Origin of the sequence: Streptomyces caelestis (assembly GCF_014205255.1) — a bacterium.
GTDB lineage: Bacteria > Actinomycetota > Actinomycetes > Streptomycetales > Streptomycetaceae > Streptomyces > Streptomyces caelestis.
On sequence record NZ_JACHNE010000001.1, the window covers coordinates 8,768,370 to 8,794,337 of the forward strand.

Sequence of the window (25,968 nt, forward strand, 5' to 3'; positions counted from 1 at the left end):
GCACGCTCTGAGAGCGCTCTCAGGCGCTTCCCGGATCGGCCCCTGTCGAACGGAGACCGAGCATGTTACGCACTCTCAGACGCAGCCTCACGGCTGTCGGGCTGTCCCTCGCGACGGCCCTGACCGGCTCACTTCTCGCGGCCGGAGCGGGCACACCGGCCCACGCCGCCGTCCCGGCCACGATCCCTCTGAAGATCACCAACAACTCGGCCCGCGGCGAGCAGGTGTACATCTACAACCTCGGCACCGAACTGTCGACCGGCCGGCAGGGCTGGGCCGACGCGAACGGCACGTTCCACACCTGGCCGGCGGGCGGGAACCCGCCGACTCCCGCGCCGGACGCCGCGATCCCGGGCCCGGCAGCGGGCCAGTCGACAACGATCCGCCTGCCGAAGTTCTCCGGCCGCGTGTACTTCTCCTACGGCCAGAAACTGGTGTTCAAGCTCACCACTGGAGGCCTGGTCCAGCCCGCCGTACAGAACCCGGCCGACCCGAACCGGAACATCCTGTTCAACTGGTCGGAGTACACCCTCAACGACTCCGGCCTGTGGATCAACAGCACACAGGTCGACATGTTCTCCGCGCCGTACGCCGTCGGCCTGCAGCGAGCGAACGGTGACACCGTAAGCACCGGCCGGCTCAAGCCCGGCGGATACAACGGCTTCTTCAACGCCCTCAGAGGACAACCCGGAGGCTGGGCCAACCTGATCCAGACCCGCCCCGACGGCACTGTACTGCGCGCCCTGTCGCCACTGTACGGTCTGGAGACGGGAGCGCTGCCGGCCTCGGTGATGGACGACTACATCAACCGCGTCTGGCAGAAGTACTCCACCTCCACGCTGACGGTGACGCCGTTCGCCGACCAGCCCGACACCAAGTACTACGGCCGGGTCTCCGGCGGCGTCATGAACTTCACCAACAACGCCGGCACCACCGTCACCAGCTTCCAGAAGCCGGACGCCTCCTCCGTCTTCGGCTGCCACAGAAAGCTCGACGCGCCGAACGACCAGGTCCGTGGCCCGATCTCACGCACCCTGTGCGCCGGCTTCAACCGCTCCACCCTGCTGGCCAATCCCCACCAGCCCGACTCCAGCGCCGACGCCTTCTACAAGGACAACGTCACCAACCACTACGCCCGCAAGATCCACGCCCGGACGGCCGACGGCAAGGCATACGCCTTCGCCTTCGACGACGTGGGCCACCACGAGTCCCTCGTCCACGACGGCAACCCTCGCCAGGCCTACCTCACCCTGGATCCCCTCAACTGACCTGCCCCCGAGGCGGTCGTGGTCTGACATCCCTCGGCGTGTGGTGCACCTGGCCACCCTCGGCCGGCGCCCGCGCGATCTCGGCCTCACACAGCAGCACGTCGCATCCCTCGGCCGGCTGTGTGAGGCTCGGGCACGGTGCGGTGTCCCCGGAGTACACCAGCGACCTGCCGGCCGTTTCGACGCGCACGGTGAACGCCGGGACGCCGTGCGCCGCCGCCCGGCTGGTCAGCCGCGGCGAGCCGATGGTCACCTGATGCCCGTCGTGCAACTCCGTGACGGCGAAGGAGGATTCGATCGGGCTGCGGGCCGCTGTGTGGGTGAGGAACCCGGCCGGCCGGCGATTCCCGGCGGGCCGTAGAGGGGAATCGGTGCTGTCAGGCGGACGTCCGCGTACAGGGTGCCGTAGTACGCGGTGAGCAGGTCAGCACTGTGATCGGCGTGCGGGTGGGAGATCCAGCTCGCGTCGAGCTCGTCAGCGGCATGTGCCGCTGGAGCGGGCCGAGCGTCCCGCTCCCCGCATCACCTCGTATGGTGCAGGAGGGCCTGGGCGTCATCCTGGCGGTGCGCAGCATTCCGTTGGTGCTCTGGCGGCTTCGCCCGCCGCGTGAAGGCGGCAGGCGGCTGCCCCACGCACCCGTCAGGGGCGGGCGTCTTCGGACGGTGCCTCGGCCTCGGCTTCGGGCGCGGCCGCCGGCTCCGACGCGGGGGCGGTGTAGAAGACGGATCGGCCCTGCTTGCTGCGTTCGGCCTGGCTCTTGGCCACGAGTCCCTCGAGCGTGACGCGCACGACCTTGGCCGCGATGTCGCGATCGGGGTGAGCCTGGTTGAGCGCCGCGGAGACTTCCGCAGCGGAGCGCGGCTCCTTCTGCTCGGCGAGGTGGCGGCGAATGAGCTCGACCAGGGTGGGCTGGGCCGCCTTCGCGGCGCCCGCGGCCTTGGCCTCGGGCTTCCTGGCTGCCTTCTTCCGCGGCCGCGTGCTGGACTTGCGTGCCTCCTGCTTCCCGCCGGGCATGGCGTCGGCGTCCGCCCTCCGCGCCTTCTTGCGCCGGGGAGAGGGCACCGCGGCGCTCTGATTCTCGGCTGCGGGCTCGGCAGCCGGGGCAGTCGTGATGCCGAGTGCCTGCTGCATGTTCACCAGCACGGCGTGGTCACGCTGCAGGGCGGCGAGCTGCTCCTGCAGAGAGGCGATCTCCGCACTGATCCGTTCCTGCTCCTTGACGTTCGCCTCGAGGTCGCCGGACACCTGGGCGATGTACTGCGATGCCAGTTCAGTGGCGGGAGTTGTTGTCTCGGGCATGGTGCTGACCTTTCCTCGGCGAGTGGCCGTGCTGCGTGTGATGGTACGGACAAGCGGAGCCGGTTGTTCGCACCAAGTTGTGTCACATGCCCGGCGTCGGCCTCAAGGTGGCGGTCTGCGGGCGGCAACGAGGCTGTACGCGCGGCAGTGGGCTCGCGAGGAGACAGGCCCTAAGCGTCCCGGTATCGGTCCCGGACCTCGGGGCGTTGCTGGAAGCCGGCTGACTGGTAAGTGGCGACGGCGCCGACGTTGGAGCTGGGGGTGCAGACGATCGCGCTCGACGAACCCAGCTCCTGGAGTGCGGCCGCCGCGGCGACGCTGATCGCCTTGCCGTAGCCGTGACCGCGGTGCTCCCGGTGCACGCCCATCGGTTCGAGCAGTCCGGGCCGCCCCGGACCGGCCGACCACACCGTCACCGACGCCACAGCGTTGCCCTGGCGGTCGTAGGCGACCAGACACCGGGCGTCGGCGTACGGCAATCCGGCCGCCATCGCGTGCCAGCGCTCGTCCGTGAACGTCGACCCGTCGAACGCTGACCGATGCACGGTGGCGAACACGTGCGCCTGCTCCGGCCCGACGACCTCGATCCGCACGCCTGGTTCCTCCACCGGCTCTGTGAGGTCACGGCGCAGCGGCGTCCATGGCTCGTCGAGGTTCCAGCCGTCCTCGCACAGCAGATCCTGGACCAGTGCACCCGCCGGCGCCTCGATGCTCACCTTTCCCTCGGGCAGCACGCCGCGCTCCGGCTCGGTCACGTCGGCAACCAACTGCTGCGCCAGCTCCGTGTCCCGCTGAGCGTCCGGCGCGATCGTCAGCCGCAACAGGCCGGGCCCGTCCAGCAGCCCTACGGCGAGAATCCGCCCGTCCCGGCTCCACGTCCTGACCGCCTCGGAGGTCGCTTCCGCACCTGACCGCCAGAACCAGCCCAGATCCCCCGGATGCAGTTGCATCGGCGCCCCGTCGTACTGCCACTCCCGCAGCACGCCCACAGCCTCGCCCAGCCCGTCGACTCCCGGCTCGCCCAACACGATCGTCATACCCCCGATCACACAGCACCGCACCGACAGTCCGCACCCGCTTTCCGACCCGCCAGGGAGGGCTCCAGCCACACTCACCGTTCGCGCGCGGGGTCGGAAGCACGTGTGGCTGAACGTCCCGTCCCATAATCTCGTTCTTGCAGACGTCAGATGCCAGTGTGTGCGTGGGGGAGGCGATGGTGTTCGAGAGGAGCACGCGGTTGCTTGCGGGTGCCATGGCCGTGGCGTGTGTGGTGCTCGTCGGCCCCAGCGCACCGGGCAGTGGTCTCTTCGGCAAGTCGCTGCCTGTGGCTGCCGTCAGGGACGTGGTCCCGAACCGGGTCATGACGTGGAACATCTGTAATCCCTGCGAGGTGAGCAACGTCGACCGGGCGGCGGAGATCGCCGCGTATGCGCCCCAGGTCATCGGTCTGCAGGAAGCGTGTGTGCGGGACGTCGAGAGGATCCGGGAGTATCTGGAGGTCCTTCACGGGCTGGTCTACCACGTGGAGTACGGCATGGTTCTCCGGGACTGGGGGCGCTGCGGGGGAGTGCCGTGGAGTCCGGGGGCCTTCGGCCAGGCGGTACTCTCGGCGGCACCGATGACAGACCGCGTCCACGTGGAATACCCCGAGGGCGGATCCGAGGACCGTGGGTACATGGCAGTCACGACCACGGTGGGCGGCCAGCGGGTCCGGGTCTTCAACACACACCTCGCCCAACGACGTCAGGAGGCGGTCCGGGCAGACCAGATCGGGGTGCTGGCCACAGAAGTCGCCCGGCACGACCGTGCCGTCGTCCTCGGCGACTTCAACGCCGTGCCGGATGCTCCCGAGCTCACCCGGATGTGGGAACTGGCCACGGATACAGACCCTCGGTGTCGTCCCTCGCCCGCCGGTGCCTGCGAGCCGACGACCGACTGGCACAGCAAGTTCGACTACGTCTTTCTGCGGGCCATCACCTCGCTCAAGCACCGCGTGCAGCCCACCTCGTCCTCGGACCACCACCTGCTGTACACCGACCTGAACCCTGCTTGAGGCGTTTTCCGGGACCGCGCCGGCAGCTCGGACCCCATGAGAACGGGCCACCGCCTGATCAGTGCTGCCTCACGTGGTGCAAACTGAGTCGACAAATCAATGTCTTCGCGGCATACGGGGGAAGCGTGTTGCGAATCCACTTCACCAGCCGGGATCTGGAGCGCATCCGGATCGCCGACAGACCCGACCCGCTCTGGGAGATCATCTGCAGTGTCTGCCGACTGCAGACCCGGGAGGGGCCCCAGGCCTTTGACCTGTGGCGGCGCCGCGTCCGGGAGGGGCTGAGGCGCGGGGGAGCACCTGGGAGGTCAGTCCGGGCGATAGGCAGCCTGGTGCCGTACGCCAACTACTTCCCGGATTTTCTGACGCCGAGCGGCGAGCGACAGGACCACGCTCTGGAGGACGGAATCGACCGGGTGCTGGCAACGCCGCGCCGGCAGCTGAACCACGAGATCGGCCTCGTGGCGGCCGACGGCCGCCGTCCCTTCGCCGGGCCGGCCCTGGCACGCGGCGAGCGGGAGGTCCTGCTGCTGCTCGGCGGGTTGCTGCGGGTGTACCACGAAGCGTTCATCACCCCCGTATGGGATGCGGTGGAGACGGCCGTACGCGCGGACGTGAGCCGGCGTTCCCAAGCCCTGCTGGCCGACGGGATCAGGGGCCTGATGAACACCTTCCGCCCGATGGCGCGATGGCAGTCGCCCGTCCTGGAGGCGGACTACCCGGTCGACCGGGACATGTACCTCGAAGGACGGGGGCTGCTCCTGATCCCCTCGTACTTCTGCTGGCGGCGCCCGATCACCCTGTTCGACTGCTCGCTGCAACCGGTGCTGGTCTACCCGGTGGAGAAGTCGGCGCCACTGGTATCCGCTGTCGGACAGGCCGAACTGTCCAAGCTGCTGGGCTCCACCAGGGCCGCACTGCTCCAGGAGGCAGCGGCGCGTGCCTGGAGCACCACCTCCCGACTGGCCACACACGTCGGTATCTCGCTGCCCAGTGCCAGCCAGCAATTGACGGTGCTCCGCGAGGCCGGGCTGCTGTCGAGCCATCGGGACGGCAAGCACGTGCTGCATGCGGCGACCCCGCTGGGGCGGCGGCTGCTGGGGGGTCGCTTTGGCTGAAGCCAAAGAGTCGTGCGCGGCTGTGACGTTCGGCCGAGGCTGCTGGTGCAGGCGCGGGTGCGGCTGCGGACAAAGCCACTACGGGGAGGCAACTATGGGTAAGTTCAGGATGGCTCTGGCGGGCGGAACCGCCGCAGTCGCCCTCGGGGCCGGGCTGCTGGCCGGCGCGGGACCGGCCGCGGCAGGCGCGTCAGGGGCGGACCGCGCCCAGGCGGCAGGGGCCAGCTACGGCTGTCCCTCCGGGGCGGTGTGCATCTATCCGGGGCCGAGCTGGAACAACAACAAGCCGTCCCACACCTACTGGAGTGCGGGGGTCCACAAGCTCTACAACCAGTACGGCAAGCACCGTGTCTTCAACAACCAGACCGGCGGCTGGACCGTGCAGATGTGCACGGGCAGCAACGGAACGGGTTGCGGGGACAAGATGGGGCCGGGCTGGTACATCGACCAGGACCTGACCCCGATCAACTCGATCTACATCAAGCCATAGACCCCTGGACGCGCAGTCCCACAGACCGACCGGGGACGCGGAACCGGGACAGGGACAGGGCCGGGCTCCTCTTCGCCGAGGGGCCCGGCCCTGCCTGCGCGCACCGCCCGCACCAGCCCGGCCCCGGCCGGAATCCCGCAGCGCCTGAGCGAATCGCGCCGGGCTTTCGGGTGGGTCGAATGTCCCGGCCGGCCTTCAACGGGGAGCCAGTCCCCGCTCCTGGGCCGCCGCTCCGAAGTAGTCGCCACCCTTGCGCTTGGGGTCGTCGGTGCCCCAGGCCTGCTCGCCGTCGGCAGGGGAACGGTCCGTCCCGCCGGTGTTCTGCCGGAGCGGTGCTCCGACCAGCCTCGGTATGTGCTTCGAGCAGTGGATGTACGCCTCTTCGACCTCGACCTCCACCCACATCTGGGGGCGGCGTCCCGGTACGGGGTCGACCGGTATGTCTGGAATTCTCCGGCGCATCGTGTCATCGGTGACCAGATGTGCGCGGCCGTTGACATGGAGGCCGATACGGTCCTGGGAAAAGTCGATCATCAGCATACCGATGTGCGGGTTCTCCCGGATGTTGCCGAGCGAGGCCATGACGCCGTTCCCGCGGTACTCCGGGTATGCCAGAGTCGCGTCGTCGAGTACCCGGAGAAAGCCGGGCGGGCCGGCGCGGAAGGTGCTGTCGCACTCGCCGTGACTGTCCGACGTCGCGAGGAAGAACATCTCCTGGCGGGCCACGAACTCCTTCATACGCTGGTTGAGCCGGTCCAGAACCTGCTCGTCGTAGAACCGGTCGGCGCGGCTGACGGTGCCCAACTCACGCTGGATCTGGTGCTCACCGTGGCTACCGGGCCGGTCTGCCCGCTCATCGTGGTGCAACGGTCCTCCTGACATCGGCGTACGTGACTGGTTTCGTCACCTGGCAGGCCGAAAATCGCCTCCGGCCATGTACGAGAGACTAGAGCAGACGCCGAATGCACCGGTGCCCAGCCGAAACCCCGTACCGGGGTGGACCGGGCTCTGCCAGGCTGACGAGCCACGACTGCTCACCAGCTGTTGCTCATGGGTGGTGGGGCGGGAGCCGGGAAGACGACTCATGGGAGGCATCGCGGTGTTGCAGGGGAAGGACACAGCGCACCGTCTGATCGAGGGCGCCCACATGGATCAGTCGGCCAGCACCGGCTGATCTCTACCAACACGGTGAGCGTCCTGGAAGGGCCCATGGTCAGCCGGGCCATGGACAGCAGCGACAGCGAAGTCACCCACGTCCTGCTCACGGCGGAGGAAGCTACCGTGCGAGAGCAGCTCGCCCAGCGGGAAATCGGGTCCCAGCTAAACGCTCACATCGAGCGGAGCCTGCGGATGGCACAGCACCTGGACGAGCAGGCTCCAGTGGGCACCGTCCCTATCCCCACGGACAGCCGGTCGGTGCAGGACATCGCCATGCGAGTGGTCGAGGCTGCCGATCGGTAGCGGAAGCTGCCGCTGGGCCAGCGGCTCCGGGGCCTCGTCCCCATGGCAGTGGTCTGGGCCCTGGGTGCCCGGTTGGGGTACCGGCGGCTGCGCGCCGGCATCCGGGTCGATCTGCGCTCGCTGCTCCGTCGTCGCAGCCGGCCGCGGGTCGTGCCGGCCCAGGCGGCATGGGCCATGGTCTGCGCCCTGCTCATCACCCAGACCCCGTGGACGGAACGCACGGTCCCACAGGCGCTGTTCTGGGCCGGTCCGCTGCTGACGGTGGCGACGATGAGGTTCGACCGGGGCAAGGACGGCTGAACGGGACGCCCGCGACAGCAACGCGCGGGCGCGTCCCCCCGACCACTCCATGGGGCCGCTGTGACCGGCACTTCCGAACCGGGCGGCCCTCCGTGGCGTGTGGTGGTGGGCCGTCCCTCAGGGACAGCGGTTCAGGCGATGGAGGCCGAGATGATGGCGGACACGGCGAGGTTGCAGGAGGCCGTCACCCAGACCGCAGGATGAGGCTCTGCCTCGACCAGCGTCGCACCCAGGCGCCCCGGCGTGATCAGGTCCACCACCAAGAACGCCACGGCCATCATCACCAGCCCCAGCAGCCCGAACGCCGCGGTCGAGGCCAGTCCCTTGCCGAAGTCCTCGTACGTCGTCCAGATGGACGTGAACACGATGCCGCCGATACCGAGCAGTGCGGAGCTGAGCACCATGGCGGCGTTGCGATTGCGCTGTTCCCATATCTGCCGGCCGAGCTTTCCGGGCGTCAGCACGTCGACCAGGATGATGCCGAGGACCAACAGGACCAGTCCCAGGCCGCCGTATGCGGTGGCACGTCCGAGTCCGTTGACGATGTCGCTCATGGGGTTGCCGACTCCGAAGCGTAGAGATCGTGAGTGATCGCGGTCGAGGAGAGGCAAAATCTAGCGCACAGGTTCGGCCCACTGATCGGCGCCCGGCCCTCCGTGAGGATCACCAACGCGAGGACCGACCTTGGCCGCTGCCGGCCCCGGCGTCAGGAGCCAAAGAGTTGCATCGAGAGAACGGAGCATCCGACGTGGACGTCTTCATCATCGGCATCACCGGCGGTATCGGTGGTCTGCTTGGGCAGAAGCTGCGCTCCCGGGGAGACACCGTCCATGGGCTCGTCCGCCGGGACGACCAGCAGGCCGAACTCGCGACGCGAGGCGTGAACGCACGCGTCGGCGATCTCTCCAGCATGACGGTGGAACAACTGGCGGCAGCATTCGGTGACGTCGACGTGATCGTCTTCAGTGCCGGATCGAATGGTGGCAGCAAAGAGGTCACGACGGCTGTCGACGGCGACGGTGTCGAAAAGGCGATGAAAGCGGCATGCCTCGCGGGCGTGGAGCGCTTTGTGCTGGTGTCGGTGCTTCCGGAGTCATGGCGGGAACGCGACCTCGGCGAGGAGGTCGAGTACTACTTCGCCGTGAAGAAGGGCGCAGACGTCGCGCTCAGCCGCAGCGATCTGAATTGGCTGATCCTCCGACCGTCACTCCTTCTCGACGGCCCGGGTACCGGCACCGTGTCCCTCGGGCCGGCTGAGTTCCATGGCCAGATCGCTCGCGACGACGTCGCCGCCACCCTCGCCGAACTGCTCCACGAGCCCCGGATCGGCCGGCAGATCCTCGAACTCAACTCGGGGTCGACACCCATCGAGGAGGCGGTCCAAGCGAACGTCCGCTCTTGACCGATCCGGTTGGACTCGCGCAGGTCGCGGAAGTCAGCTCGTCGTCGCGTTGCGTGGCTGACTGCGGGCTTTGCGTGTGCGGGACAGTCTTCGTGAGGCGGCGGGGGCTCGGATTCAAGCGCGGCTCAGGCTAGAGGAGGGCCTGCGCGCACCAGATCGTCTTGCCGCTGGTGGTGTGCCGGGTGCCCCACCCCTCGGTGAGCTGGGCGACGAGCAGCAGGCCCCGGCCGCCCTCGTCGAAGGCGCGGGCCCGGCGTAGGTGCGGGGCGGTGTTGCTCGCGTCGGAGACCTCGCAGATCAGGGAAGTATCGCGAATCAGCCGTAGCCTGATCGGCGGCTCTCCGTATCTGATGGCGTTGGTGACCAGCTCGCTGACGACCAGTTCGGTGACGAATGACGCCTCCTTGAGGCCCCAGGCGTCCACCTGCTCGACGGCGAACTTCCTGGCGCGCGGCACCTGCGCGGGGTCGGGTTCGACGTCCCAGTCGGCGACGTGGTGGGGATCCAGCGCGTGAGTGCGAGCGAGCAGCAGGGCGGCGTCGTCGGTACGGCGTTCGGGGAGCATGGCGTCCAGCACCGTGTCGCACAGGGCCTCCAGTGACCTGACCGAGTGCTTCAGGACCCGCTGCAGTTCGGCGATCCCCTGGTCGACGTCGCGCTTGCGGCTTTGCACCAGTCCGTCGGTGTAGAGGGCGAGCAGGCTGCCCTCGGGCAGATCGAGCTCGGCGGCCTCGAAAGGCAGCCCACCGATACCGAGCGGCGGTCCCGGCTGCGCGGGTACCGGTGTCCTGGTGCCGTCCGGGGAGATGACCAGCGGCACAGGATGGCCGGCGCTCGCCAGCGTGAGGCGCCGGGAGACGGGGTCGTAGACGGTGTACAGGCAGGTGGCCCCGGACTCGCCGGTCGGCTGGAAGTGGCCGGGCTGGAGGTCGCTGGCGAGGTGGAGGACCAGGTCGTCCAGGTGAGTCAGCAGCTCGTCCGGCGGCAGGTCGACGTCGGCGAGGGTGCGGACCGCCGTGCGCAGCCGGCCCATGCTGGCCGAGGCGTGCAGGCCGTGGCCGACGACATCGCCGACGACCAGGGCGACCCGGGCGCCGGACAGCGGAATGACGTCGAACCAGTCACCGCCCACTTCGACGCCGGTCCCGCCGGGCAGGTAGCGGGACGCGACCTCGACCGCCTCCTGGTTCGGCAGCCCCTGCGGCAGCAGGCTGCGTTGCAGGGTCAGCGCGGTCGTGCGCTCGCGTGAGTACCGGCGGGCGTTGTCGATGGCGACGGCTGCCTTGGCGGTCAGCTCTTCGGCGAGGATCAGGTCGTCGGCGGTGAACGCCTCGGGCCGGTCGGTGCGGGAGAAGGCGACGACGCCGAGGAGCGCGCCGCGCGCCCGCAGCGGCACGGTGATCCGGCCGGTCAGCCCGTCCTTGGCGAGGGAGGCGTCGATCAGCGGGTTGCCCGGCGGCCAGTGGGCCGGGTCGGCGGCGAGCCCGGGCCCGAAGGCCCATTCGCCGCCCTCGCCGGGCTCAGCGGCGAGCTCGACCGTGGACCTGCCGGCCGCCATGCAGCAGGCGGCGACGGAGCCGGGAGGGTGGCTGACCTGCGCCGTCGGCCCGGCAGTCCGGTCGGTGTCCTCCTTCGCGCTGTGCTGGGCGGCACGGCTGAGTGTGATGGTCTCGCCGGGGGTGAACGTGGACGCGGAGGGGGGTTCCTCTCCGTGCAGCACCTCGTCGAAGAGGTCCACGGTGACGAGGTCGGCGAATCCCGGCACCGGGGTCATGGCCAGTTCCCGGGCCGTGCCGATCACGTCGAGTGTCCGGCCGATGCCGCCGCTGGCCTCGTTGAGGATGAGCAGGCGCTGCCGAGCCCAGTACTCGGCGCTCATGTCGAATCCCCAGTTGGCGACCGCGCGAACCCTGCCCCCGGCATCTCGGACGGGCCACATGCTGGTGGCCCAGGCGTTGGCGTAGTTGCTGCCGAGCGGGCGGAAGACGGTGATGAGACGCGCGGGCTTGCCCGTCCTCACCACCTCGGCGAGCTGGTCGGTGTAGGGCTTGTCGTCCCTTTCGGGAAACAGCTCGCGGTCGAATTCGGGAAACAGCTCGCGGTACTTCTTACCGAGCACTTGCTCCTCGGAGTGCGCTATCACCCGGCCCGAGGAGGCGTTGATCCACAAGAACCGCAGCTCAGGGTCGTAGACGCCCAGAGCGAAGGGGCACTGCTCGAAGGCCCGGTCGGCGATCACCGGGCGGCGTCCCCAGCGCTGGATGGTCACCACGTGACCCAGTGCCCGCCCGTCGGGGCCGGACAGCGGGTGAGCCGCCACCACGGCGTCCACCGTGAAACCGTCCCGGTGGCGCACGCGGATGGACCCCGTGGGGTCGGGGCCGGCGCCGTAGCCCTCGGGGAAGCCGGGTGGCGGGGGATCGACCAGCAGGTCGGTCACGGGGCGGCCGACGGTGTCCTGCGCCGTCCAGCCCAGCAGCAGCCGCCCGCCCTCACTCCAGCCGCTCACCACGCCGTCCGGGTCCACAACGACTGCGGCAGTGGGGGCGTCCCTTGTGTCGGCCATTTCCACGCGTCGCGCCTCCGTCCGGACAGCCGTCCTGCCAGGGCTGGTTTCCAGCGGCTGCTTCCAGCCTAGATCCGCCCCCGCTCCACGGCGCCCCGGCCTGTCTTACAGGCCGGGGTGGTCCCGTCCAGTGCGAGCGTGGCTCATGCCGGCGTCGCGGTGAGGCCGCGGTGACGGTGGCCGCGCGGCGCCGTATGCGTACGCGGTGCTCGCGCGCCTCGACGGCGGCGTGCCCCTCCGAGCCGGTGGCGAAATACGTGAGGGGCGGACTCGGCCCGGGGGGTGGCGGACGGCGCCGTGGCCCGGTCGCGGGGCAGGGCGTACCAGGCCACGGGAGTCTGGGATCAGTAGCCGTAGATCATCTTGTAGGCGACCTCCGGGAGGAACTGCCCGGCCGAGGAGCCGCCTCCGACGCCGCAGTTGCCGTCGGACTCGCCCGGAACCTTGATCCACAGGAGCATCTCGGCGCCTCCGCCCAGCTGGGTGGGGGTGCCGATGCGGCGGCCTGAGGGGTTGCACCACTGGCCGTTGGAGCCGTTGCCGTTGCGGCTGGTGTCCACGACGAACGGCTTGGTGTAGCCGTAGCGGGAGCTCAGTTCACGGTTGACGGCGTTGCCGTAGGCGGTGTTCTCGGCGGTGGGGATGTAGTTGGAGATGTTGAGCGAGAAGCCGTGAGCCTGTCGGAGGCCGGCTTCGTGGAGGCGCCGGGCCATGGTCGCCGCGTCGGCCCAGCGCGGATTGCCGGCGTCCATGTAGACCCAGGTGTTGGGGGCCTGACGGCTGAACTGGGCCAGTGCGCCGGTGAGCATGGCCTCGCGTTCGTCGATCTGCGCCTGGGTCATGCAGCCGTAGTCCCCGAGGGAGTCCGGTTCGAGGATGACGACGGCGGGGCGGTTGGCGATCCCGGCGGCGAACTGGGCGATCCAGTCGGCGTAGGCGGACGGCGAGGCGGCTCCGCCCGCGGAGTGCCCGCCGCAGTAGTCGCGGTTGTAGATGTTGTAGGCGACGAGGAGGGGCAGCTTGTCGACGCGGTCCGCTGCTCCCGCGTAGGCCCCCGTGGCGGTGCCGATGGTGCCGCTCCAGGAGCCGAACCAGCGGGCCATCGGGGTGTTGGCGATGGAGGCGTTGATCGCGGCGGCTCGGCCGTCGCCGGGATTGGCGGCGGCCCACCTCTTCGCGCTGTTGTCGGGGTCCACGTAGAACCCATTGGTCATGGTGGTCGGGTCGGCCGCGTGGGCGGACGGTGCGGCGGCGAACGCCAGCGGCAGAGCGACGAGCGCTGCGGCCAAGGCGCGGAGTCTGCGGCGCATGACTGAACCTCGATTTCCTGGCAGGGGAGCGTCGCACGCTCTGGTCCCGAGCGTGCGACCTGAGCAAGAGCGGTGTTGCCGACCTGATCTTGGGAGCGCTCCCACTGGGAACGGTCCCAACAGCACTGGGAAAATCGTTGGGGTCTGTTCGGTATGGTGTTGCGGGGTAGTTGAGCTGTCAAGAGCCGATGCGCCACGCGATTCGTCTGGCGAGAACACGCCTTCATTTCGTAAAACTGGAAGCGCTCCCAGGAGGGGTGGTGGCAGTGCCATGTCAGGGGTGAGACGCTTCCCGTCCGGTCGTGAGGGAAGGGCTCGTGGTTCATGGCAGAAGATGCGCCGCGTCGGCAGCCGACGCTCGCCGAGGTGGCCGAACTCGCCGGTGTCTCCCGTTCGGTGGCCTCCCGTGCCCTCAACGACGCTCCGCATGTCAGCCGTGCCAAACGGGAGGCGGTTGCGCGGGCGGTGCGGCAACTCGGTTATGTACCCAATCCGACCGCCCGTGCTCTGGCCACACGTCACACGGGAGCGGCCGCCCTGGTCGTCTCGGGAGAGGATCCGTCGATCTTCGCGGATCCGTTCTTCGCCCAGGTGATCGTGGGGGCGTCGACCGCTCTGGAGGAGGCCGATCTGCATCTGACGCTGTGCCTGGCCGCTTCCGACCGGGGCCGCAAGCGGGTGGAGGAGCTCTTCCGGTCCAAGGGCGCCGACGGTGTCATGCTGATGGCGCTGCGCGAGGACGACCCGCTGGCCGGTGTGGCCGAGGAGGCGGAGATGCCCGTCGTGTTCGGAGGACGCCCGGTCGGTTCGGCTCCCCGGTGGTATGTGGACGTCGACAACGTCGGCGGAGCGCGCGAGGCGACCGAGTACCTGGTTTCGCGCGGCCGGACCCGCGTGGCGGCGATCTGCGGGCGTCTGGACACCGAGGCCGGGCGGGCCCGGTACCGGGGCTACCGGGACGCCTTGTTGGCGGCCGGCCTCGATCCGTTGCCGCCGCAGGAGGGGGACTTCACCGAGCCCAGCGGAGCCGCCGCCATGGCCGGCCTGCTGGCGCACCACCCCGACGTGGACGGCGTGTTCGCTGCCAACGACAACATGGCAGCGGGGGCGCTGCGCACGTTGCGTGCGGCCGGCCGGGCGGTCCCCGCCGACATCGCTGTGGTGGGCTTCGACGACCTGACCGTTGCCCAGGTCGCCGATCCGCCCCTCACCACCGTCCACCAGCCCATAACGGCTCTCGGGCGGGAGATGGCGCGCATGCTCGTCACGGTCATCAACGGACACGACCCCACCCCGTTGATCCTGCCCACACGCCTGGTCACCCGCTCAAGCGCCTGACGGGCCGGAACTGACGAGCATGACGGCGAGGGACGGCCCCGGCTGATTGCCGCTCCCTGTGGGCGTGGGCCCCGCACGACGGCGGGGCCCACGGCTGTCAGCAGGTGGAGTTGGTCTGGGTGAGCAGGCCCAGCCGCCAGGGGAGGAGGTTGTAGTCGCCGCCCGCGCCGGGGTTCATGCCTTGGTAGAGGTACTGGAGCCGGCAGGCGGGGATGGTCAGTGTCTGGTCGTAACCGGCACGGATCATCTCGCCGTGGCTGATGTCCCTGGTCCAGGCTCCCGAGGGAAAGCTGACGTTGTTCGACCTGGCGAAGGGGTTGCTCTCGGATGCGGCCAGTTGCGTCCAGGAGCCGGCGAGGTTGCTCGTCGTCCAGGAGCGGAAGTAGCGCCGGCCGTCCGATCCGATGGCCTCCACCAGGAGCAGGTACTGGTTGGACCCCTGCACCTTGTACACGTTGCTCGCTTCGAACAGGGCGAACTTGGAGTCCTGCGCCGCGATGACCGTGTTGGTGAAGCCGTTCGGGAACTGACCGACGGTCGTCCGGGAGCGGTACAGGTGCCCGTTGTCGTCGGAGGAGAACAGATAGCAGTTGGCGTTGTCGCAGATCACCCACATGTCGACCCAGTGGCCGTTGCCGATGTTCTGCCTGATGATGTCCGGCATCGACGAGTAGAAGTTGCGCGGTGCGCTCCACCCGTTGGGGTTGCTGATGTCGGGGTTGGTGGAGTATGAGGCGTTGCCGGTCTGGTAGACGAGGTACCACAGGCGTTGCGGCGCGTAGTAGAAGACCTGCGGCGCGGCCCGGTACCCCTTCCCGATGGCGGTGCGGTCCAGGTAGTGGTGCGTGGCCGAGCCGGCCTGCGACCAGTCACTGAAGTTCAGGTACACCAGGTTGTACCCGGAGGAGCTCGCGGTACTGGCGAACACGTGGTACTTGCCGTTGTACCGGACGACCGTCGGATCCTTGATCCCGGCGATGGTGTGGGTGGCGTCCGGCTTCGGTGAGATCAGCGGCCCGCCGGAACTCCAGGAGAAGCGGGAGGGCAGCGCGGCGGCGGACCGGGCCGAACGGGTGCCGGCCTTCTGGGGTGCGGCCGAGCCGCCCTCAGCCTTCTGTGTCGCGGCCGAGCCGCCCATCGCCGACAGCGTTGCCTGGTAGGCCGGCTTCTTGTTGCCGTTGCGGTCGAACAGCAGGGGGTTCTCCCCGCTGCGCCAGGAGTCGCTGTCGCGGATGCCCCACACGGTGATGCCGGTGCAGCGCGCCACGTTCATGCAGGCCCTGACGGTGTTCGCGTACGCGTTCGGCGGTGCCTGCGCGATGTCGAGTTCGGTGATCTGGACGTCCACGCCGAGGGCGGCGAAGCTCGACAGCGTCGTCTGGAAGCTGGCGGGCGGGCCGCCGGCGCCGAAGTGGGCCTGGAGGCCGACGCAGTCGATGGGCACGCCGCGCGCCTTGAAGTCGCGCACCATGCGGTAGACGCCCTGGGTCTTGGCGTCGCTCCAGTTTTCGATGTTGTAGTCGTTGTAACAGAGCTTGGCCGCAGGGTCGGCCGACCGCGCGGTGCGGAACGCCTGCTCGATGAAGCCGTTGCCCAGCACGTCCCGGAAGACCGAGCCGCGCAGCTGGCCGCTGCCGCCGTCGGCGAAGGCCTCGTTGACCACGTCCCAGGAGTGGATCCGGCCCTTGTAGCGGTTCGCCACGGTGGTGACGTGGTTGTTCATCACGCTGCGCAGCGTGTTCGCGTCCCTGATGGCCTTGACCCAGTCGGGCAGCTGGGAGTGCCACACCAGCGTGTGGCCCCGCACGCGCTGGCCTCGGGCCGCCGCGCGGTTGACGATCTGGTCGGCGGCGCCGAAGGTGAACTGTCCGCGGGACCGCTCGGTCGCGTCCCACTTCATCTCGTTCTCGGCTGTGACCGAGTTGAACTCGCGGTCCAGGATGCGGGTGTACGTTCCGTCGCCGAGCCGTCCGGCGGCCACGGCGGTCCCGAAGTACCGTCCGGACTGGGCCGCTTGCGCGCCCAGCGTGCTGGCCTGGACGCCTTCGGGTGCGCCGGTCGCGGTGCCGGGCGTCATCAGCGCGGCCGTGGCCAGCAGGGCTAAGACGAAGGCTCGGCGACGGCCGAACCGTTTCAGCGGGTTCATGGTTCTCCTCGGGTTGGGGGGTTGGGTGGTGCGTTCCATGCCGCCGTTCAGGGCGTGGACAGTTCGAACCGCGTGACGCGGACCGCGCCGCCGAGCGCCTGCGTGGCGTGGTTGAAGAGGGCGAATCGGTAGCCCATGAAGAACCGCCAGTCGTTGCCCATGGAGAAGGCGGGCCCGAGGCGGGTGAAGGCGGTGCCGTCGGTGCTGTAGGAAAAGGTGCCGGGCCGGGGCGCTCCAGGACGGATGTCCGCGCTCGCGCGCAGCCGGATGCGGCCGCCGGAGACCGGGGCGCTCGCGACCTCGGTACCGGTGCCCGTGGTGTTCCAGTTGCTGTCCATGGTCAGCCCGTTGACCATGACCACCCGCGTCGCGCCACCGTCGCGTCTGACCCCGATCCAGGCTGAGGAGTCTCGCAGCAGCGCGAGCCCGGCCCGGTCGCCGTCCCGCATCGCCGAGAAGTCGAGATCGACCGTGGCCGTGGAGGTGGGACCCTGGATGCGGTGGGTGAGCGTGTTGCGGGCCCAGTACAGGTCGTTGGTGACGGTCGCGGTGCGCAGGGTCAGTCCGCCCGCGACCGACCACTTGGTGTTGTCCGGGTTGTGGTTCCACTCCCATCTCGGTTCGAGGGTCGTGCCGTCGAAGGTGTCGACGCCGGTCATGGGGGTGACCTGGCGGGGCGGAGTGGGCACGGCCGGGCTGGGATACGAGGTGCCCCACGCGCCGTTGACGAGTTGCACGACGGGCCAGCCGTCCGAGGTCCAGGTGACGGGTGCCAGGGCGGGCATCCGGCCGCCGGGGTAGGCGTCGACGAATGCCAGGTAGTACCAGGCGCCGTTCTGCGTCCGCACCAGTCCGCCCTGGTGCGGGACGCCACCGCCGGGGATCGGCCCGCGCAGGTCGAGGAGCACCTGCCGCATCGTGTACGGACCGAAGGGGCCGCTCGACGACTTCAGGATGTACTGCCCGTTCGCGGGGCGGGTGAGGAAGATGTAGTACTGCCCGTTGATCTTGTAGAAGCGGGCCCCCTCCAGCGTGCCGACACTCGGCGGTGTGGTGAACACCTGTTGCGTGCGGACCTGGGTGCGGCCGTCGCGCGAGAGCTGGGCCACGCTGATGGTGGTGTTCCCGTACGCCACGTACAGGGTGTCGTCGCTGTCGACGAGCAGCCCCGCGTCGTAGTACGGCGTGCTGATCGTCGTGAGCCTGCTCCATGGTCCCTCGACCGCGGTGGCGGTGTAGATGTACGTCCTGGCGAAGTCGATCTGGCCGAGCCAGTAGAAGGTCCGGTTGCTCGGGCGGTGGGCCAGCGATGATGCCCAGACGCCCCGGACGTAGCCACGGCCACCGTTCAGGTCGTACTTGGCGCCGAAGTCGAGGGACGGCACCGAGTGACCGGCGATCTCCCAGTTCACCAGGTCGTACGAACGCAGGACGGGTGCGCCCGGCGAGTAGTGCATCGTCGAGGCCGAGGCATAGTAGGTGGCGCCGACGCGGATGACGTCGATGTCCGCGAAGTCCTGCCAGATCACCGGGTTCGTGTACGCCGCGGCGGCCGCGAGGGGCGACTCACGGGCGGGAACGGCCGCGGCGGTCCGGGAGGCTCCGGCCGGAGGCAGGAAGGCGCCGGTGACCAGACCGGTGCCGGCAGCCAGCGCCCGGCGGCGACTCAAGTATTGACGCGAGCATGACATATCCATGTGTCGTTCCCTCTACGGGTGATGCGCTTCGGAGGGTGGAGCGACTTATCGAGCATCCTGGATGCTAGGCGGTTGAGAACTCCCGTCAATACGTCTCGCATGATTCGTGGCTAACCTCGAAATGTTTCGGCTCCGGGTGCGGTCCTGAAGGATCGACAGCTTGGCCCCTGGTGTTGACAGGCTCGGAATCCTCCTTAATATCCGTGACGGCGACGTTCGAAAGTAGATCGAAATTTCGAACGACAGCAAGTGTCATGTGCATGTCGTTATCGTTCGGCGATGCAGCATTCATCCACTGTCTGGCGTCGGCCAGGCGGCGCCCTTCCGCGCCTACCCCGGAACAGGAGCCCACGGTGCGCAGACGATCAGGGAGACGACTGCTTCGTCTCTTCGCGGCCGCCGCGCTGACGGTCACCGCGTCCTTCACGGCCGCAGTCCACTCCACCGCTTCGGCCGCGCCCGGCAGCCCGGCGCTCACCCCGCCGTTGGGGTGGAACAGCTGGAACAGCTTCGGGTGCGGGATCACCGAGGCCCAGGTACGCCAGGCCGCCGACGCGATGGTGTCATCCGGCATGCGGGACGCCGGCTACCGGTACGTGGTCGTCGACGACTGCTGGTTCGACCCGCAGCGCGACGCGGCGGGCAACCTGCGGGCCAATCCGGCCAAGTTCCCCAGCGGGATGAAGGCGCTCGGGGACTACATCCACAGCAAGGGCCTGAAGTTCGGCATCTACCAGGCACCGGGGGAGCGCACCTGCGCGCAGGCCGTGGGCAGCTACCCGGGTGCCACCGGCAGCAAGGGACACGAGGCCCAGGACGCCGCCACGTTCGCCTCCTGGGGCGTCGACTACCTCAAGTACGACTGGTGTTCCCCCAGTGGCACCCGCGACGAGCAGGTCGCGCGGTTCACGCTGATGCGCGACGCCCTGCGCGCCACCGGGCGGCCGATCGTCTACAGCATCAACCCCAACAGCCTGCACGCCCCCACCGGTGCCACGTACAACTGGGGCGAGGTCGCCGACCTGTGGCGGACGACCGAGGACCTGCTCGACATCTGGCAGAACGGCAACACCAACAGCTATCCGATGGGTGTCGGTAACGTCCTGGACGTCACCGCGCCGCTGGCGGCACAGTCGGGCCCAGGGCACTGGAACGACCCCGACATGCTGGTCGTCGGCCGTCCCGGTCTGTCACTGACCGAGTCCCGTTCCCACTTCGCGCTGTGGGCGCTGCTGGGTGCACCGCTCATGGCCGGCAACGACATCCGCACCATGTCCGCCGACGTGAGCGCGATCCTGCGCAACCCGCGTCTGCTGGCGGTGAACCAGGACCCGCTGGGAGCGGGCGGGCGCAGGGTGCGCGACGACGGCGCCACCGAGGTGTTCGCCAAGCCGCTGTCCGACGGCTCGGTGGCGGTGGGCCTGTTCAACCGGGGAGGCGGCACGGCGACGGTCACCACCACGGCCGCGCAAGTCGGCCTGTCCGGCGGGCCGTTCACCCTCACGGACCTGTGGACCGGCGGCATGTCGAGCACGTCCGGGCAGATCTCGGCGAGCGTCCCCGCGCACGGCGTGGCCGTGTTCCGGGTGAGCGGGGGCAGCCCGCTGGCCGCCACCACCTCGCGATGGCGCGGCAACGCGTCCGGCCGCTGCCTGGACGTGGACAACGCCTCCACCGCTGCCGGGGCGACGGTACTGATCTGGGACTGCCACACGGCCGCCAACCAGCAGTGGACCACGTGGGCCGGCGGCGAGATCCGCGTCTTCGGCGACAAGTGCCTGGACGCCTCCAACCAGGGCACCGCCAACGGCACTCGAGTCGTCACGTGGCCCTGCAACGGCCAGAACAACCAGAAGTGGACCCTCGGCTCCGACGGGTCGATCCGCAACGTCCACGCCGGGCTGTGCCTCGACGTCGACCGGGCCGGCACCGCCAACGGAACGCCGCTGGTCCTGTGGGCCTGTAACGGCCAGGCCAACCAGAGGTGGACCCGCGCGTGACACCCGGCTCCGGCCGGCCGAGGCGATGTTCCTGCAGAAAAAGGGGAGTTGCATGACGAAGAGCTCGAGATTCCACCTATGGCCCTCCGTCTTCGCGGTGCTGCTCGTCCTGACCCTGGGTGGCACGGCGCTGGGCAGTGACCACCGCGCGAACACGCCGCTCACGGCCTCCGGCACGGCTGCCGCGACCGTCGGCACCGCCGCCGTGACCCCGGATGCGGCAAGGCCCCGACTCTGACGAGCGGTACGCACACGATCCGGAGCAACGGAAGGAACCGCAGCTTCATCCTGCGCATCCCGGACGGCTACGACCGCGACCGTGCCCACCGGCTGGTCTTCGGGTTCCACTGGCTGGGCGGCACCTCCACCGACGTCGCCACGGGCCGCACCGTGGAAACGGGCACCTGGGCCTACTACGGGCTCCAGCGACTGGCCGGCAACAGCACCGTCCTCGTCGCACCCCAGGGCCTCAACAACGGCTGGGCCAACACCGGCGGGGAGGACGTCACCTTCGTCGACGACATGGTCAGGCGGATCGAGGCGGACCTGTGCGTCGACACGGCACAGCGCTTCGCCCTTGGGTTCAGTTACGGCGGCGCCATGTCCTACTCGCTCGCGTGCTCCCGGGCGACGGTCTTCCGCGCGGTCGCGGTCCTGGGCGGCGGACAGCTCAGCGGATGCAGCGGCGGCACTCAGCCCATCGCCTACCTGGGGGTGCACGGCCTCAGGGACAGTGTGCTCGGCATCTCCGGAGGGCGGACGATGCGGGACAGGTTCGTCAGGAACAACGGCTGCACCCCGCAGAACCCGCCCGAGCCGGCGCAGGGCAGCCTCACTCACCGGGTCACCACCTACTCCGGGTGCTCGGCCGGGCTTCCGGTCGCCTGGGCCGCGTTCGACGAAGGACACATCCCCGCTCCGCAGGACGGGGCCCGCGGTGACAGTGGCTCCCGCACCTGGGTGCCGGCAGAGGTGTGGAAGTTCTTCACGCAGTTCCAGACCTCCAGCCCGCCAACGGGGCCCGCCGGCTGCCGGGTCACCGACACCGTCAGCGCCTGGAACAGCGGCCTGACCTCGAACATCTCCGTCACCAACACCGGCACCACCGCGATCGACGGCTGGTCCTTGGAGTTCACCCTCCCTGGCGGGCAGACCATCACCTCCGGCTGGAACGCGCAGTACTCGCCCGCCTCCGGCCGGGTGACGGCAAGCAACGCCTCCCACAACGCCACCATCGCGCCCGGCGCGTCCGTGGACATCGGCTTCCAGGCCGGCCATACAGGCAACACCGCCCCGCCGAGCTCCTACCCCCTCAACGGCACCGCTTGTGCTGTGGAGTGACCACACAGCTCCAAGGGAAAGGATGCGCCCGGGATCCGGGCGCGTTGCGGGTTCCTGTCGCTGTCCACGGTGAGGACCCCTCGCCGACCCATACGTCTCTTGAGGACTTCGCATGACCGATCTGCCCGCGCGCGTTCTGTTCGGCGCCGCCTACTACCACGAGTACCAGCCGTACGAGCGGCTCAAGACCGACCTCGATCTCATGGCGGAGGCGAAGTTCACCGTCATCCGCGTCGGCGAGTCGGTCTGGTCCACCTGGGAACCGGAGAACGGCCGGTTCGAACTCGACTGGCTGCAACCCGTCCTCGACGGCGCCCACGAGCGCGGCATCTCCGTCGTCCTCGGAACCCCCACCTACGCGGTGCCGCCGTGGCTGGCCCGGCAGTACCCGGAGATCGCCGCCGAGGACGCCACCGGGCGCCGCGCGGCGTGGGGCGCCCGCCAGGAAGTCGACTTCACGCACCCGGCCTTCCGTTTCCACGCGGAGCGGGTGATCCGCGCGATCGCGGCCCGTTACGCCGCCCATCCCGCGGTCATCGGCTTCCAGGTCGACAACGAGCCCGGCCCGCGACTGCCGCACAACCACGGTGTCTTCCAGCGGTTCGTGGACGACCTGCGGCAGCGGTACGGCGATGTGGAGACCCTCAACCGCGAATGGGGGCTGGTGTACTGGTCGCACCGGCTGTCCACCTGGGCCGACCTGTGGACCCCGGAGGGCAACGCGCAGCCGCAGTACGACCTGGCCTGGCAGGCGTTCCAGGCGCGCCAGACCACCGAGTTCATCGCCTGGCAGGCCGGCATCGTGCGCGAGTACGCGAGGCCCGGCCAGTTCGTCACCACGTGCCTCGCCTACGGCTCTCCCGGCCTGGAGGACGACGAACTCACCGACAGCCTGGACATCACCGCGGGCAACCCGTACTACGACATGCAGGACAGCCTCACGATGCCCGAGCCGCCGCGCGAGAAGCTGCCGCAGCAGTGGATGGCGTACGGGGCATGGGCACTGCACCAGAGCGCCGACCGGATCTACTCCTCGCGCCAGGAGCCGTTCCTCATCACGGAGACCAACGCCCAGGCCATCGGCGGCACGTCCGACAATCGCCCCGCCTCCGACGGGCAGTGGCGGCAGGCCGCGTGGGCGCTGGTCGCGCGCGGGGCCCGCATGATCGAGTACTGGCACTGGCACACGCTGCACTTCGGCACTGAGACGTACTGGGGCGGGATCCTCCCGCACAGCGGACGACCGGGCCGCGTCTACGCTGAACTCGCCCGTCTGGGCGCTGAGTTCGAGCGGGCCGGGGGCCTGGTCGCCGGTATCGCGCCGGACGCGGACATCGCCATGGTGTACTCGGCGCCGAGCAAGTGGCTGATGCGCAAGTACCCGCCGCTCGCCGGCCCCGACGGCGGTCCGGACGCGGGTGCGTACGAGGGCATCTTCGACCCGTTCTACCGGGGCGCGTTCGAGGCGGGGCGCCAGGTGCGGATCCTGCACGCCCGTCAGTTGCACGACCCGCGCGGCGAACGCCCGGGAGTGGCACCGGAGTCGGCGGCCGAGCTGCACCCCGTGCTCATCGCTCCCGCGCTGTACGTGGCGGACGACGGGATGCTCGACTGGCTCGGCGCCTACGCGGAGGCGGGCGGCCACCTCGTCCTCGGTCCCCGCACCGGCTACGGCGACCATGAGGCGCGGGCACGCCATGAGGTGACACCGGCGCGACTGGTTCGGGCGGCGGGCGTCCGGTACGACGAGTTCAGCAACCTGTACGCCGACCTGCCGCTGCGCACCGCACCGGACAGCCCGCTCCAGCTGCCCGCCGACGCGGTGGCCACCCGTTGGGTGGAGGGTCTGGCCGTCGAGGACGCCGACGTCCTGGCCGAGTACGACCACCCGCACTTCGGACGCTGGCCCGCCGTCACCACCCGCCGCCACGGCGCGGGCCGCGTCACGTGCGTGGGCACCGTGCCCGGCCGCGATCTGGCCCGCGCGCTCGCCGCGTGGCTCTCGCCCTCCCCGTGCAGCGGCTGGCAGGGCCTGCCGGACTCGGTCACCGTCGCCACCGGCACCGCCCCCGACGGCCGGCGCGTCCATGTCGTCCACAACTGGAGCTGGCAGCCGGCCACCGCCCGGGCCCCGGTGGACCTGACCGACGCCCTGGACGACAGCGTGGCCCCGGCCGGTACACCCGTGCGGCTCGGCGCCTGGGACGTCCGCGTCCTCGCCGCCGCACCGGGAGCCGCCGCGGAGGACCGGTGACACCCGCCACCGCGGCAGCCCTCTGGTCCCACCTCATCTCGGACTGGCCGGGACCTGCCGGGCCCGGAGGCCGGCGGCCCTCTCGCAGGACCACGACGCACATGACGGAGGCGCAGAACGCGGGACGCGAACGTCGGCCTGGTGCCCTCAGGATTCCTTGACGGCCGTTCCGGTGACTGAGTCTCCGGACTTCGTGACCTTGTACTTCAGCGTGGCGCCACTGTAGAAGTGGAAGGTCAGCGTCGCCGCTTCGCCGTCACGCAGTGCCTTGAGGAAAGCGGGGGTCAGGATGATCGTGCCCTTCGGGTAGTCCGGCGAGAAGGCCATGTTGAACTCCTGGTACGGAGTCCAGCTGGTCTGGCCGGCGTTGCCGCCGTCGGCGTACGTGGCCTCCATGGTCGCCAGCAGGTCACCCTGGTACTTCGTGGGAATGGTGAACGACTCGGGTGTGCCCGTCGCGTTCGACAGCACCGGAGGGTCGTAGGTGACCACGTCGATCTGCCAGGGCAGGCCGCGGGAGAACCGGGCCTGGAGCGTCGCGTTGACCCCGTACTCGCGGTCGCCGGTCAGCCGGGTCAGCGTGCGGGCGGTGAGGGTGAGCCGCTTCGTGTCGAAGAGGGTGTAGTCCCGTCCCTCGACGAGCTTGGTCTTGCCGTGCCACAGGCCCCGGAACGTGGTGCCGTTCAGATTCAGGGTGAGCCCCTTGGCCGTGATCGGGCTCGACTTCGGCACGAAGACCTTGTCGAAGGAGGCCGTTCCCGACCGGGTGGTCCAGCTGGACTTGATCCAGGCGAACAGGGCGGGGTCCGTCCACTTCCGGGTCTCCCGGTTCAGATAGGCCCAAGTTCCGGGGTCCCACAGCGCGGTGGTGACTCCGGCGAGGCGCGCGGCGTGTCCGAGGTGCTCGTAGTACTTCAGTGCCTCGCCCCGCTCGACACGCGAGGGGTGGTTGTGGTCCGGCCAGCCGAGCAGGCCGTACTCACCGAGGTAGACGGGGATGCCCCGGGCGACGAAGGTGTCGCGCATGCGGGCGAAGGCGTCGTCGAGGTCGTTCTGGGCGGCGTCGTCGTAGTGGGTGCCGCCCGCGATGTTCACGCTGAACGGGTACCAGCTGTAGTAGTGCACGGTGGCGATCAGGTCGCGGTCGTTCAGCGACTTGATCGTGGTGTACAGGTCGTCCATGAGGTTCTGGGAGGGCGTACCCGCCTCCGTGGACATCATGAGAAAGCGGTCGGAGTTCCCGCCGCCCGAGGAACGGACGATCTCGTGGAAGGAGGTGTTCAGCTCCCTCAGGAGCTTGGTCTTCTGCTCCGCCGTGGCCTTCTCGAAGACCGGCTCGTTGACGCCCTCGAAGATCAGGGTGCGCGGCTCGTCGCGGAACACCTGGGAGATCTGGGTCCAGATGGAGTTGAAGCGGGCCAGTACTCCGTCGTGGTCGGCGGGCATGTCGTCGATCCACTGCCACGAGTCGTGGTGGACGTTGAGCACGACGTAGAGCTTCTCGGCGAGCGCCCAGTCGACCACCTGCTTGACGCGGCTCAGGTACGCGGCGTCGATGGTGTGGGGCGCGGTGGTGGACTGGTGTGCGCTCCAGGTCACCGGGATGCGGACGCTGCGGAAGCCCTCCGCCCGGATGGTCTTGAACAGCTCCCTGCCGGCCTTGGGGTTGCCCCAGGACGTCTCTTCCGGAATCGCGTCCAGGGTGTTGCCCAGGTTCCAGCTGGGCTGCATCGCGGCGACGGCGTCCATGGCGCGGGCCGGGACTCCGACCGTGGCGGTTGCCTGCTGTGCCGTGCCGCCGGACGCGGCGACCGCGGTGCTGCCGGACAGTCCCAGGACGACGAGCAGCGCCATCAGCAGGCCGGCCAGGCGTCCGGGGCCGCGGCTGCGGTGGTGCGCGGATCTGCGTATGTCCTTCATCTGT

19 protein-coding genes and 2 pseudogenes are annotated in these 25,968 nt (G+C 69.5%); 11 read left to right on the forward strand and 10 right to left on the reverse strand.

Translation table 11 applies throughout. The annotated features are described in order from the left end of the window. Positions 1-62 precede the first annotated feature (62 nt). Entirely contained in the window at positions 63-1,268 is a 1,206-nt protein-coding gene (locus HDA41_RS39700; protein WP_184992813.1) for a glycoside hydrolase family 64 protein, read from the forward strand. Positions 1,269-1,296: 28 nt separating this feature from the next. Here the strand turns inward: HDA41_RS39700 and HDA41_RS39705 are convergent. The 3 genes and pseudogenes from HDA41_RS39705 to HDA41_RS39715 all read right to left on the reverse strand — a co-directional run. Then, positions 1,297-1,843 (reverse strand): annotated as a pseudogene (locus HDA41_RS39705) (MBL fold metallo-hydrolase); the annotation flags it as partial. Between the two features lie 65 nt (positions 1,844-1,908). Further along, positions 1,909-2,568 carry a hypothetical protein gene (locus HDA41_RS39710; RefSeq protein WP_184992815.1) on the reverse strand — a complete coding sequence of 220 codons (660 nt, stop codon included), beginning with the start codon at positions 2,566-2,568 and terminating at the stop codon, positions 1,909-1,911. Between the two features lie 170 nt (positions 2,569-2,738). Beyond that, the gene (locus tag HDA41_RS39715) at positions 2,739-3,605 is read right to left on the reverse strand and encodes a GNAT family N-acetyltransferase (protein ID WP_184992817.1); all 867 of its coding nucleotides are present in this window, start codon (positions 3,603-3,605) and stop codon (positions 2,739-2,741) included. Between the two features lie 176 nt (positions 3,606-3,781). On the opposite strand from HDA41_RS39715, the gene HDA41_RS39720 reads away from it, so the two are divergent. The 3 genes from HDA41_RS39720 (at position 3,782) to HDA41_RS39730 (ending at position 6,229) form a co-directional block, all read left to right on the forward strand. Then, positions 3,782-4,621 carry an endonuclease/exonuclease/phosphatase family protein gene (locus tag HDA41_RS39720; RefSeq protein ID WP_184994127.1) on the forward strand — a complete coding sequence of 280 codons (840 nt, stop codon included), beginning with the start codon at positions 3,782-3,784 and terminating at the stop codon, positions 4,619-4,621. A gap of 125 nt (positions 4,622-4,746) precedes the next feature. After that, positions 4,747-5,739, forward strand: a complete 993-nt coding sequence (locus HDA41_RS39725; RefSeq protein WP_184992819.1) for an ArsR/SmtB family transcription factor — start codon at positions 4,747-4,749, stop codon at positions 5,737-5,739. Positions 5,740-5,833: 94 nt separating this feature from the next. Then, the gene (locus tag HDA41_RS39730) at positions 5,834-6,229 is read left to right on the forward strand and encodes a hypothetical protein (protein WP_230299746.1); all 396 of its coding nucleotides are present in this window, start codon (positions 5,834-5,836) and stop codon (positions 6,227-6,229) included. 195 nt (positions 6,230-6,424) lie between these two features. Here the strand turns inward: HDA41_RS39730 and HDA41_RS39735 are convergent, their stop codons facing one another. Further along, entirely contained in the window at positions 6,425-7,096 is a 672-nt protein-coding gene (locus tag HDA41_RS39735; protein WP_230299747.1) for a pyridoxamine 5'-phosphate oxidase family protein, read from the reverse strand. 357 nt (positions 7,097-7,453) lie between these two features. On the opposite strand from HDA41_RS39735, the gene HDA41_RS42530 reads away from it, so the two are divergent. Further along, positions 7,454-7,690: a hypothetical protein gene (locus tag HDA41_RS42530; RefSeq protein WP_311772190.1), complete on the forward strand. Its 237-nt coding sequence runs from the start codon at positions 7,454-7,456 to the stop codon at positions 7,688-7,690. Positions 7,691-7,732: 42 nt separating this feature from the next. Further along, on the forward strand, positions 7,733-7,990 hold the full coding sequence (locus tag HDA41_RS39745) for a hypothetical protein (RefSeq protein WP_184992825.1): 258 nt from the start codon (positions 7,733-7,735) through the stop codon (positions 7,988-7,990). A gap of 131 nt (positions 7,991-8,121) precedes the next feature. Here HDA41_RS39745 and HDA41_RS39750 read toward each other — a convergent pair whose 3' ends face one another. Further along, complete coding sequence (locus HDA41_RS39750) at positions 8,122-8,544, reverse strand: DUF350 domain-containing protein (protein ID WP_184992827.1); 423 nt, start codon at positions 8,542-8,544, stop codon at positions 8,122-8,124. A 194-nt stretch (positions 8,545-8,738) separates the two neighbouring features. On the opposite strand from HDA41_RS39750, the gene HDA41_RS39755 reads away from it, so the two are divergent. After that, positions 8,739-9,392, forward strand: a complete 654-nt coding sequence (locus HDA41_RS39755; protein WP_184992829.1) for an NAD(P)H-binding protein — start codon at positions 8,739-8,741, stop codon at positions 9,390-9,392. A 130-nt stretch (positions 9,393-9,522) separates the two neighbouring features. Here HDA41_RS39755 and HDA41_RS39760 read toward each other — a convergent pair whose 3' ends face one another. Together HDA41_RS39760 and HDA41_RS39765 are read right to left on the reverse strand one after the other, a co-directional pair. After that, complete coding sequence (locus HDA41_RS39760) at positions 9,523-11,958, reverse strand: SpoIIE family protein phosphatase (protein ID WP_221511701.1); 2,436 nt, start codon at positions 11,956-11,958, stop codon at positions 9,523-9,525. A 344-nt stretch (positions 11,959-12,302) separates the two neighbouring features. Then, on the reverse strand, positions 12,303-13,268 hold the full coding sequence (locus tag HDA41_RS39765; RefSeq protein ID WP_184992833.1) for a glycoside hydrolase family 6 protein: 966 nt from the start codon (positions 13,266-13,268) through the stop codon (positions 12,303-12,305). Between the two features lie 324 nt (positions 13,269-13,592). On the opposite strand from HDA41_RS39765, the gene HDA41_RS39770 reads away from it, so the two are divergent. Further along, complete coding sequence (locus tag HDA41_RS39770) at positions 13,593-14,606, forward strand: LacI family DNA-binding transcriptional regulator (RefSeq protein WP_184992835.1); 1,014 nt, start codon at positions 13,593-13,595, stop codon at positions 14,604-14,606. 97 nt (positions 14,607-14,703) lie between these two features. On the opposite strand, the gene HDA41_RS39775 is transcribed toward HDA41_RS39770, so the two are convergent. Together HDA41_RS39775 and HDA41_RS39780 are read right to left on the reverse strand one after the other, a co-directional pair. Beyond that, entirely contained in the window at positions 14,704-16,752 is a 2,049-nt protein-coding gene (locus HDA41_RS39775) for a glycoside hydrolase (protein WP_184992837.1), read from the reverse strand. A 47-nt stretch (positions 16,753-16,799) separates the two neighbouring features. Further along, positions 16,800-18,443, reverse strand: coding sequence for a glycoside hydrolase family 43 protein (locus tag HDA41_RS39780; RefSeq protein WP_184994130.1), 1,644 nt, complete (start codon positions 18,441-18,443; stop codon positions 16,800-16,802). A 359-nt stretch (positions 18,444-18,802) separates the two neighbouring features. Between HDA41_RS39780 and HDA41_RS39785 the strand changes: the two genes are divergently transcribed. The 3 genes and pseudogenes from HDA41_RS39785 to HDA41_RS39795 all read left to right on the forward strand — a co-directional run bounded on the left by HDA41_RS39785 (position 18,803) and on the right by HDA41_RS39795 (position 24,044). Then, a complete protein-coding gene (locus tag HDA41_RS39785) occupies positions 18,803-20,449 on the forward strand; it encodes a glycoside hydrolase family 27 protein (protein ID WP_184992839.1) in 1,647 nt (548 codons plus the stop codon). Between the two features lie 52 nt (positions 20,450-20,501). Then, positions 20,502-21,790: pseudogene (locus HDA41_RS39790) on the forward strand (CE1 family esterase). A gap of 112 nt (positions 21,791-21,902) precedes the next feature. Beyond that, complete coding sequence (locus HDA41_RS39795; RefSeq protein ID WP_184992841.1) at positions 21,903-24,044, forward strand: beta-galactosidase; 2,142 nt, start codon at positions 21,903-21,905, stop codon at positions 24,042-24,044. A gap of 147 nt (positions 24,045-24,191) precedes the next feature. On the opposite strand, the gene HDA41_RS39800 is transcribed toward HDA41_RS39795, so the two are convergent. Further along, a complete protein-coding gene (locus HDA41_RS39800) occupies positions 24,192-25,964 on the reverse strand; it encodes a cellulase family glycosylhydrolase (RefSeq protein WP_184992843.1) in 1,773 nt (590 codons plus the stop codon). Positions 25,965-25,968: the final 4 nt, after the last annotated feature.

What these genes read in the sequence shown, in the direction of transcription:
- HDA41_RS39700 (WP_184992813.1), top strand. Translation starts at nt 63, where the DNA reads ATGTTACGCACTCTCAGACGCAGCCTCACGGCTGTCGGGCTGTCCCTC.
- HDA41_RS39710 (WP_184992815.1), bottom strand. Translation starts at nt 2,568, where the DNA reads ATGCCCGAGACAACAACTCCCGCCACTGAACTGGCATCGCAGTACATC.
- HDA41_RS39715 (WP_184992817.1), bottom strand. Translation starts at nt 3,605, where the DNA reads ATGACGATCGTGTTGGGCGAGCCGGGAGTCGACGGGCTGGGCGAGGCT.
- HDA41_RS39720 (WP_184994127.1), top strand. Translation starts at nt 3,782, where the DNA reads ATGGTGTTCGAGAGGAGCACGCGGTTGCTTGCGGGTGCCATGGCCGTG.
- HDA41_RS39730 (WP_230299746.1), top strand. Translation starts at nt 5,834, where the DNA reads ATGGGTAAGTTCAGGATGGCTCTGGCGGGCGGAACCGCCGCAGTCGCC.
- HDA41_RS42530 (WP_311772190.1), top strand. Translation starts at nt 7,454, where the DNA reads ATGGACAGCAGCGACAGCGAAGTCACCCACGTCCTGCTCACGGCGGAG.
- HDA41_RS39745 (WP_184992825.1), top strand. Translation starts at nt 7,733, where the DNA reads ATGGCAGTGGTCTGGGCCCTGGGTGCCCGGTTGGGGTACCGGCGGCTG.
- HDA41_RS39750 (WP_184992827.1), bottom strand. Translation starts at nt 8,544, where the DNA reads ATGAGCGACATCGTCAACGGACTCGGACGTGCCACCGCATACGGCGGC.
- HDA41_RS39760 (WP_221511701.1), bottom strand. Translation starts at nt 11,958, where the DNA reads ATGGCCGACACAAGGGACGCCCCCACTGCCGCAGTCGTTGTGGACCCG.
- HDA41_RS39765 (WP_184992833.1), bottom strand. Translation starts at nt 13,268, where the DNA reads ATGCGCCGCAGACTCCGCGCCTTGGCCGCAGCGCTCGTCGCTCTGCCG.
- HDA41_RS39770 (WP_184992835.1), top strand. Translation starts at nt 13,593, where the DNA reads ATGGCAGAAGATGCGCCGCGTCGGCAGCCGACGCTCGCCGAGGTGGCC.
- HDA41_RS39775 (WP_184992837.1), bottom strand. Translation starts at nt 16,752, where the DNA reads ATGAACCCGCTGAAACGGTTCGGCCGTCGCCGAGCCTTCGTCTTAGCC.
- HDA41_RS39780 (WP_184994130.1), bottom strand. Translation starts at nt 18,443, where the DNA reads ATGTCATGCTCGCGTCAATACTTGAGTCGCCGCCGGGCGCTGGCTGCC.
- HDA41_RS39795 (WP_184992841.1), top strand. Translation starts at nt 21,903, where the DNA reads ATGACCGATCTGCCCGCGCGCGTTCTGTTCGGCGCCGCCTACTACCAC.
- HDA41_RS39800 (WP_184992843.1), bottom strand. Translation starts at nt 25,964, where the DNA reads ATGAAGGACATACGCAGATCCGCGCACCACCGCAGCCGCGGCCCCGGA.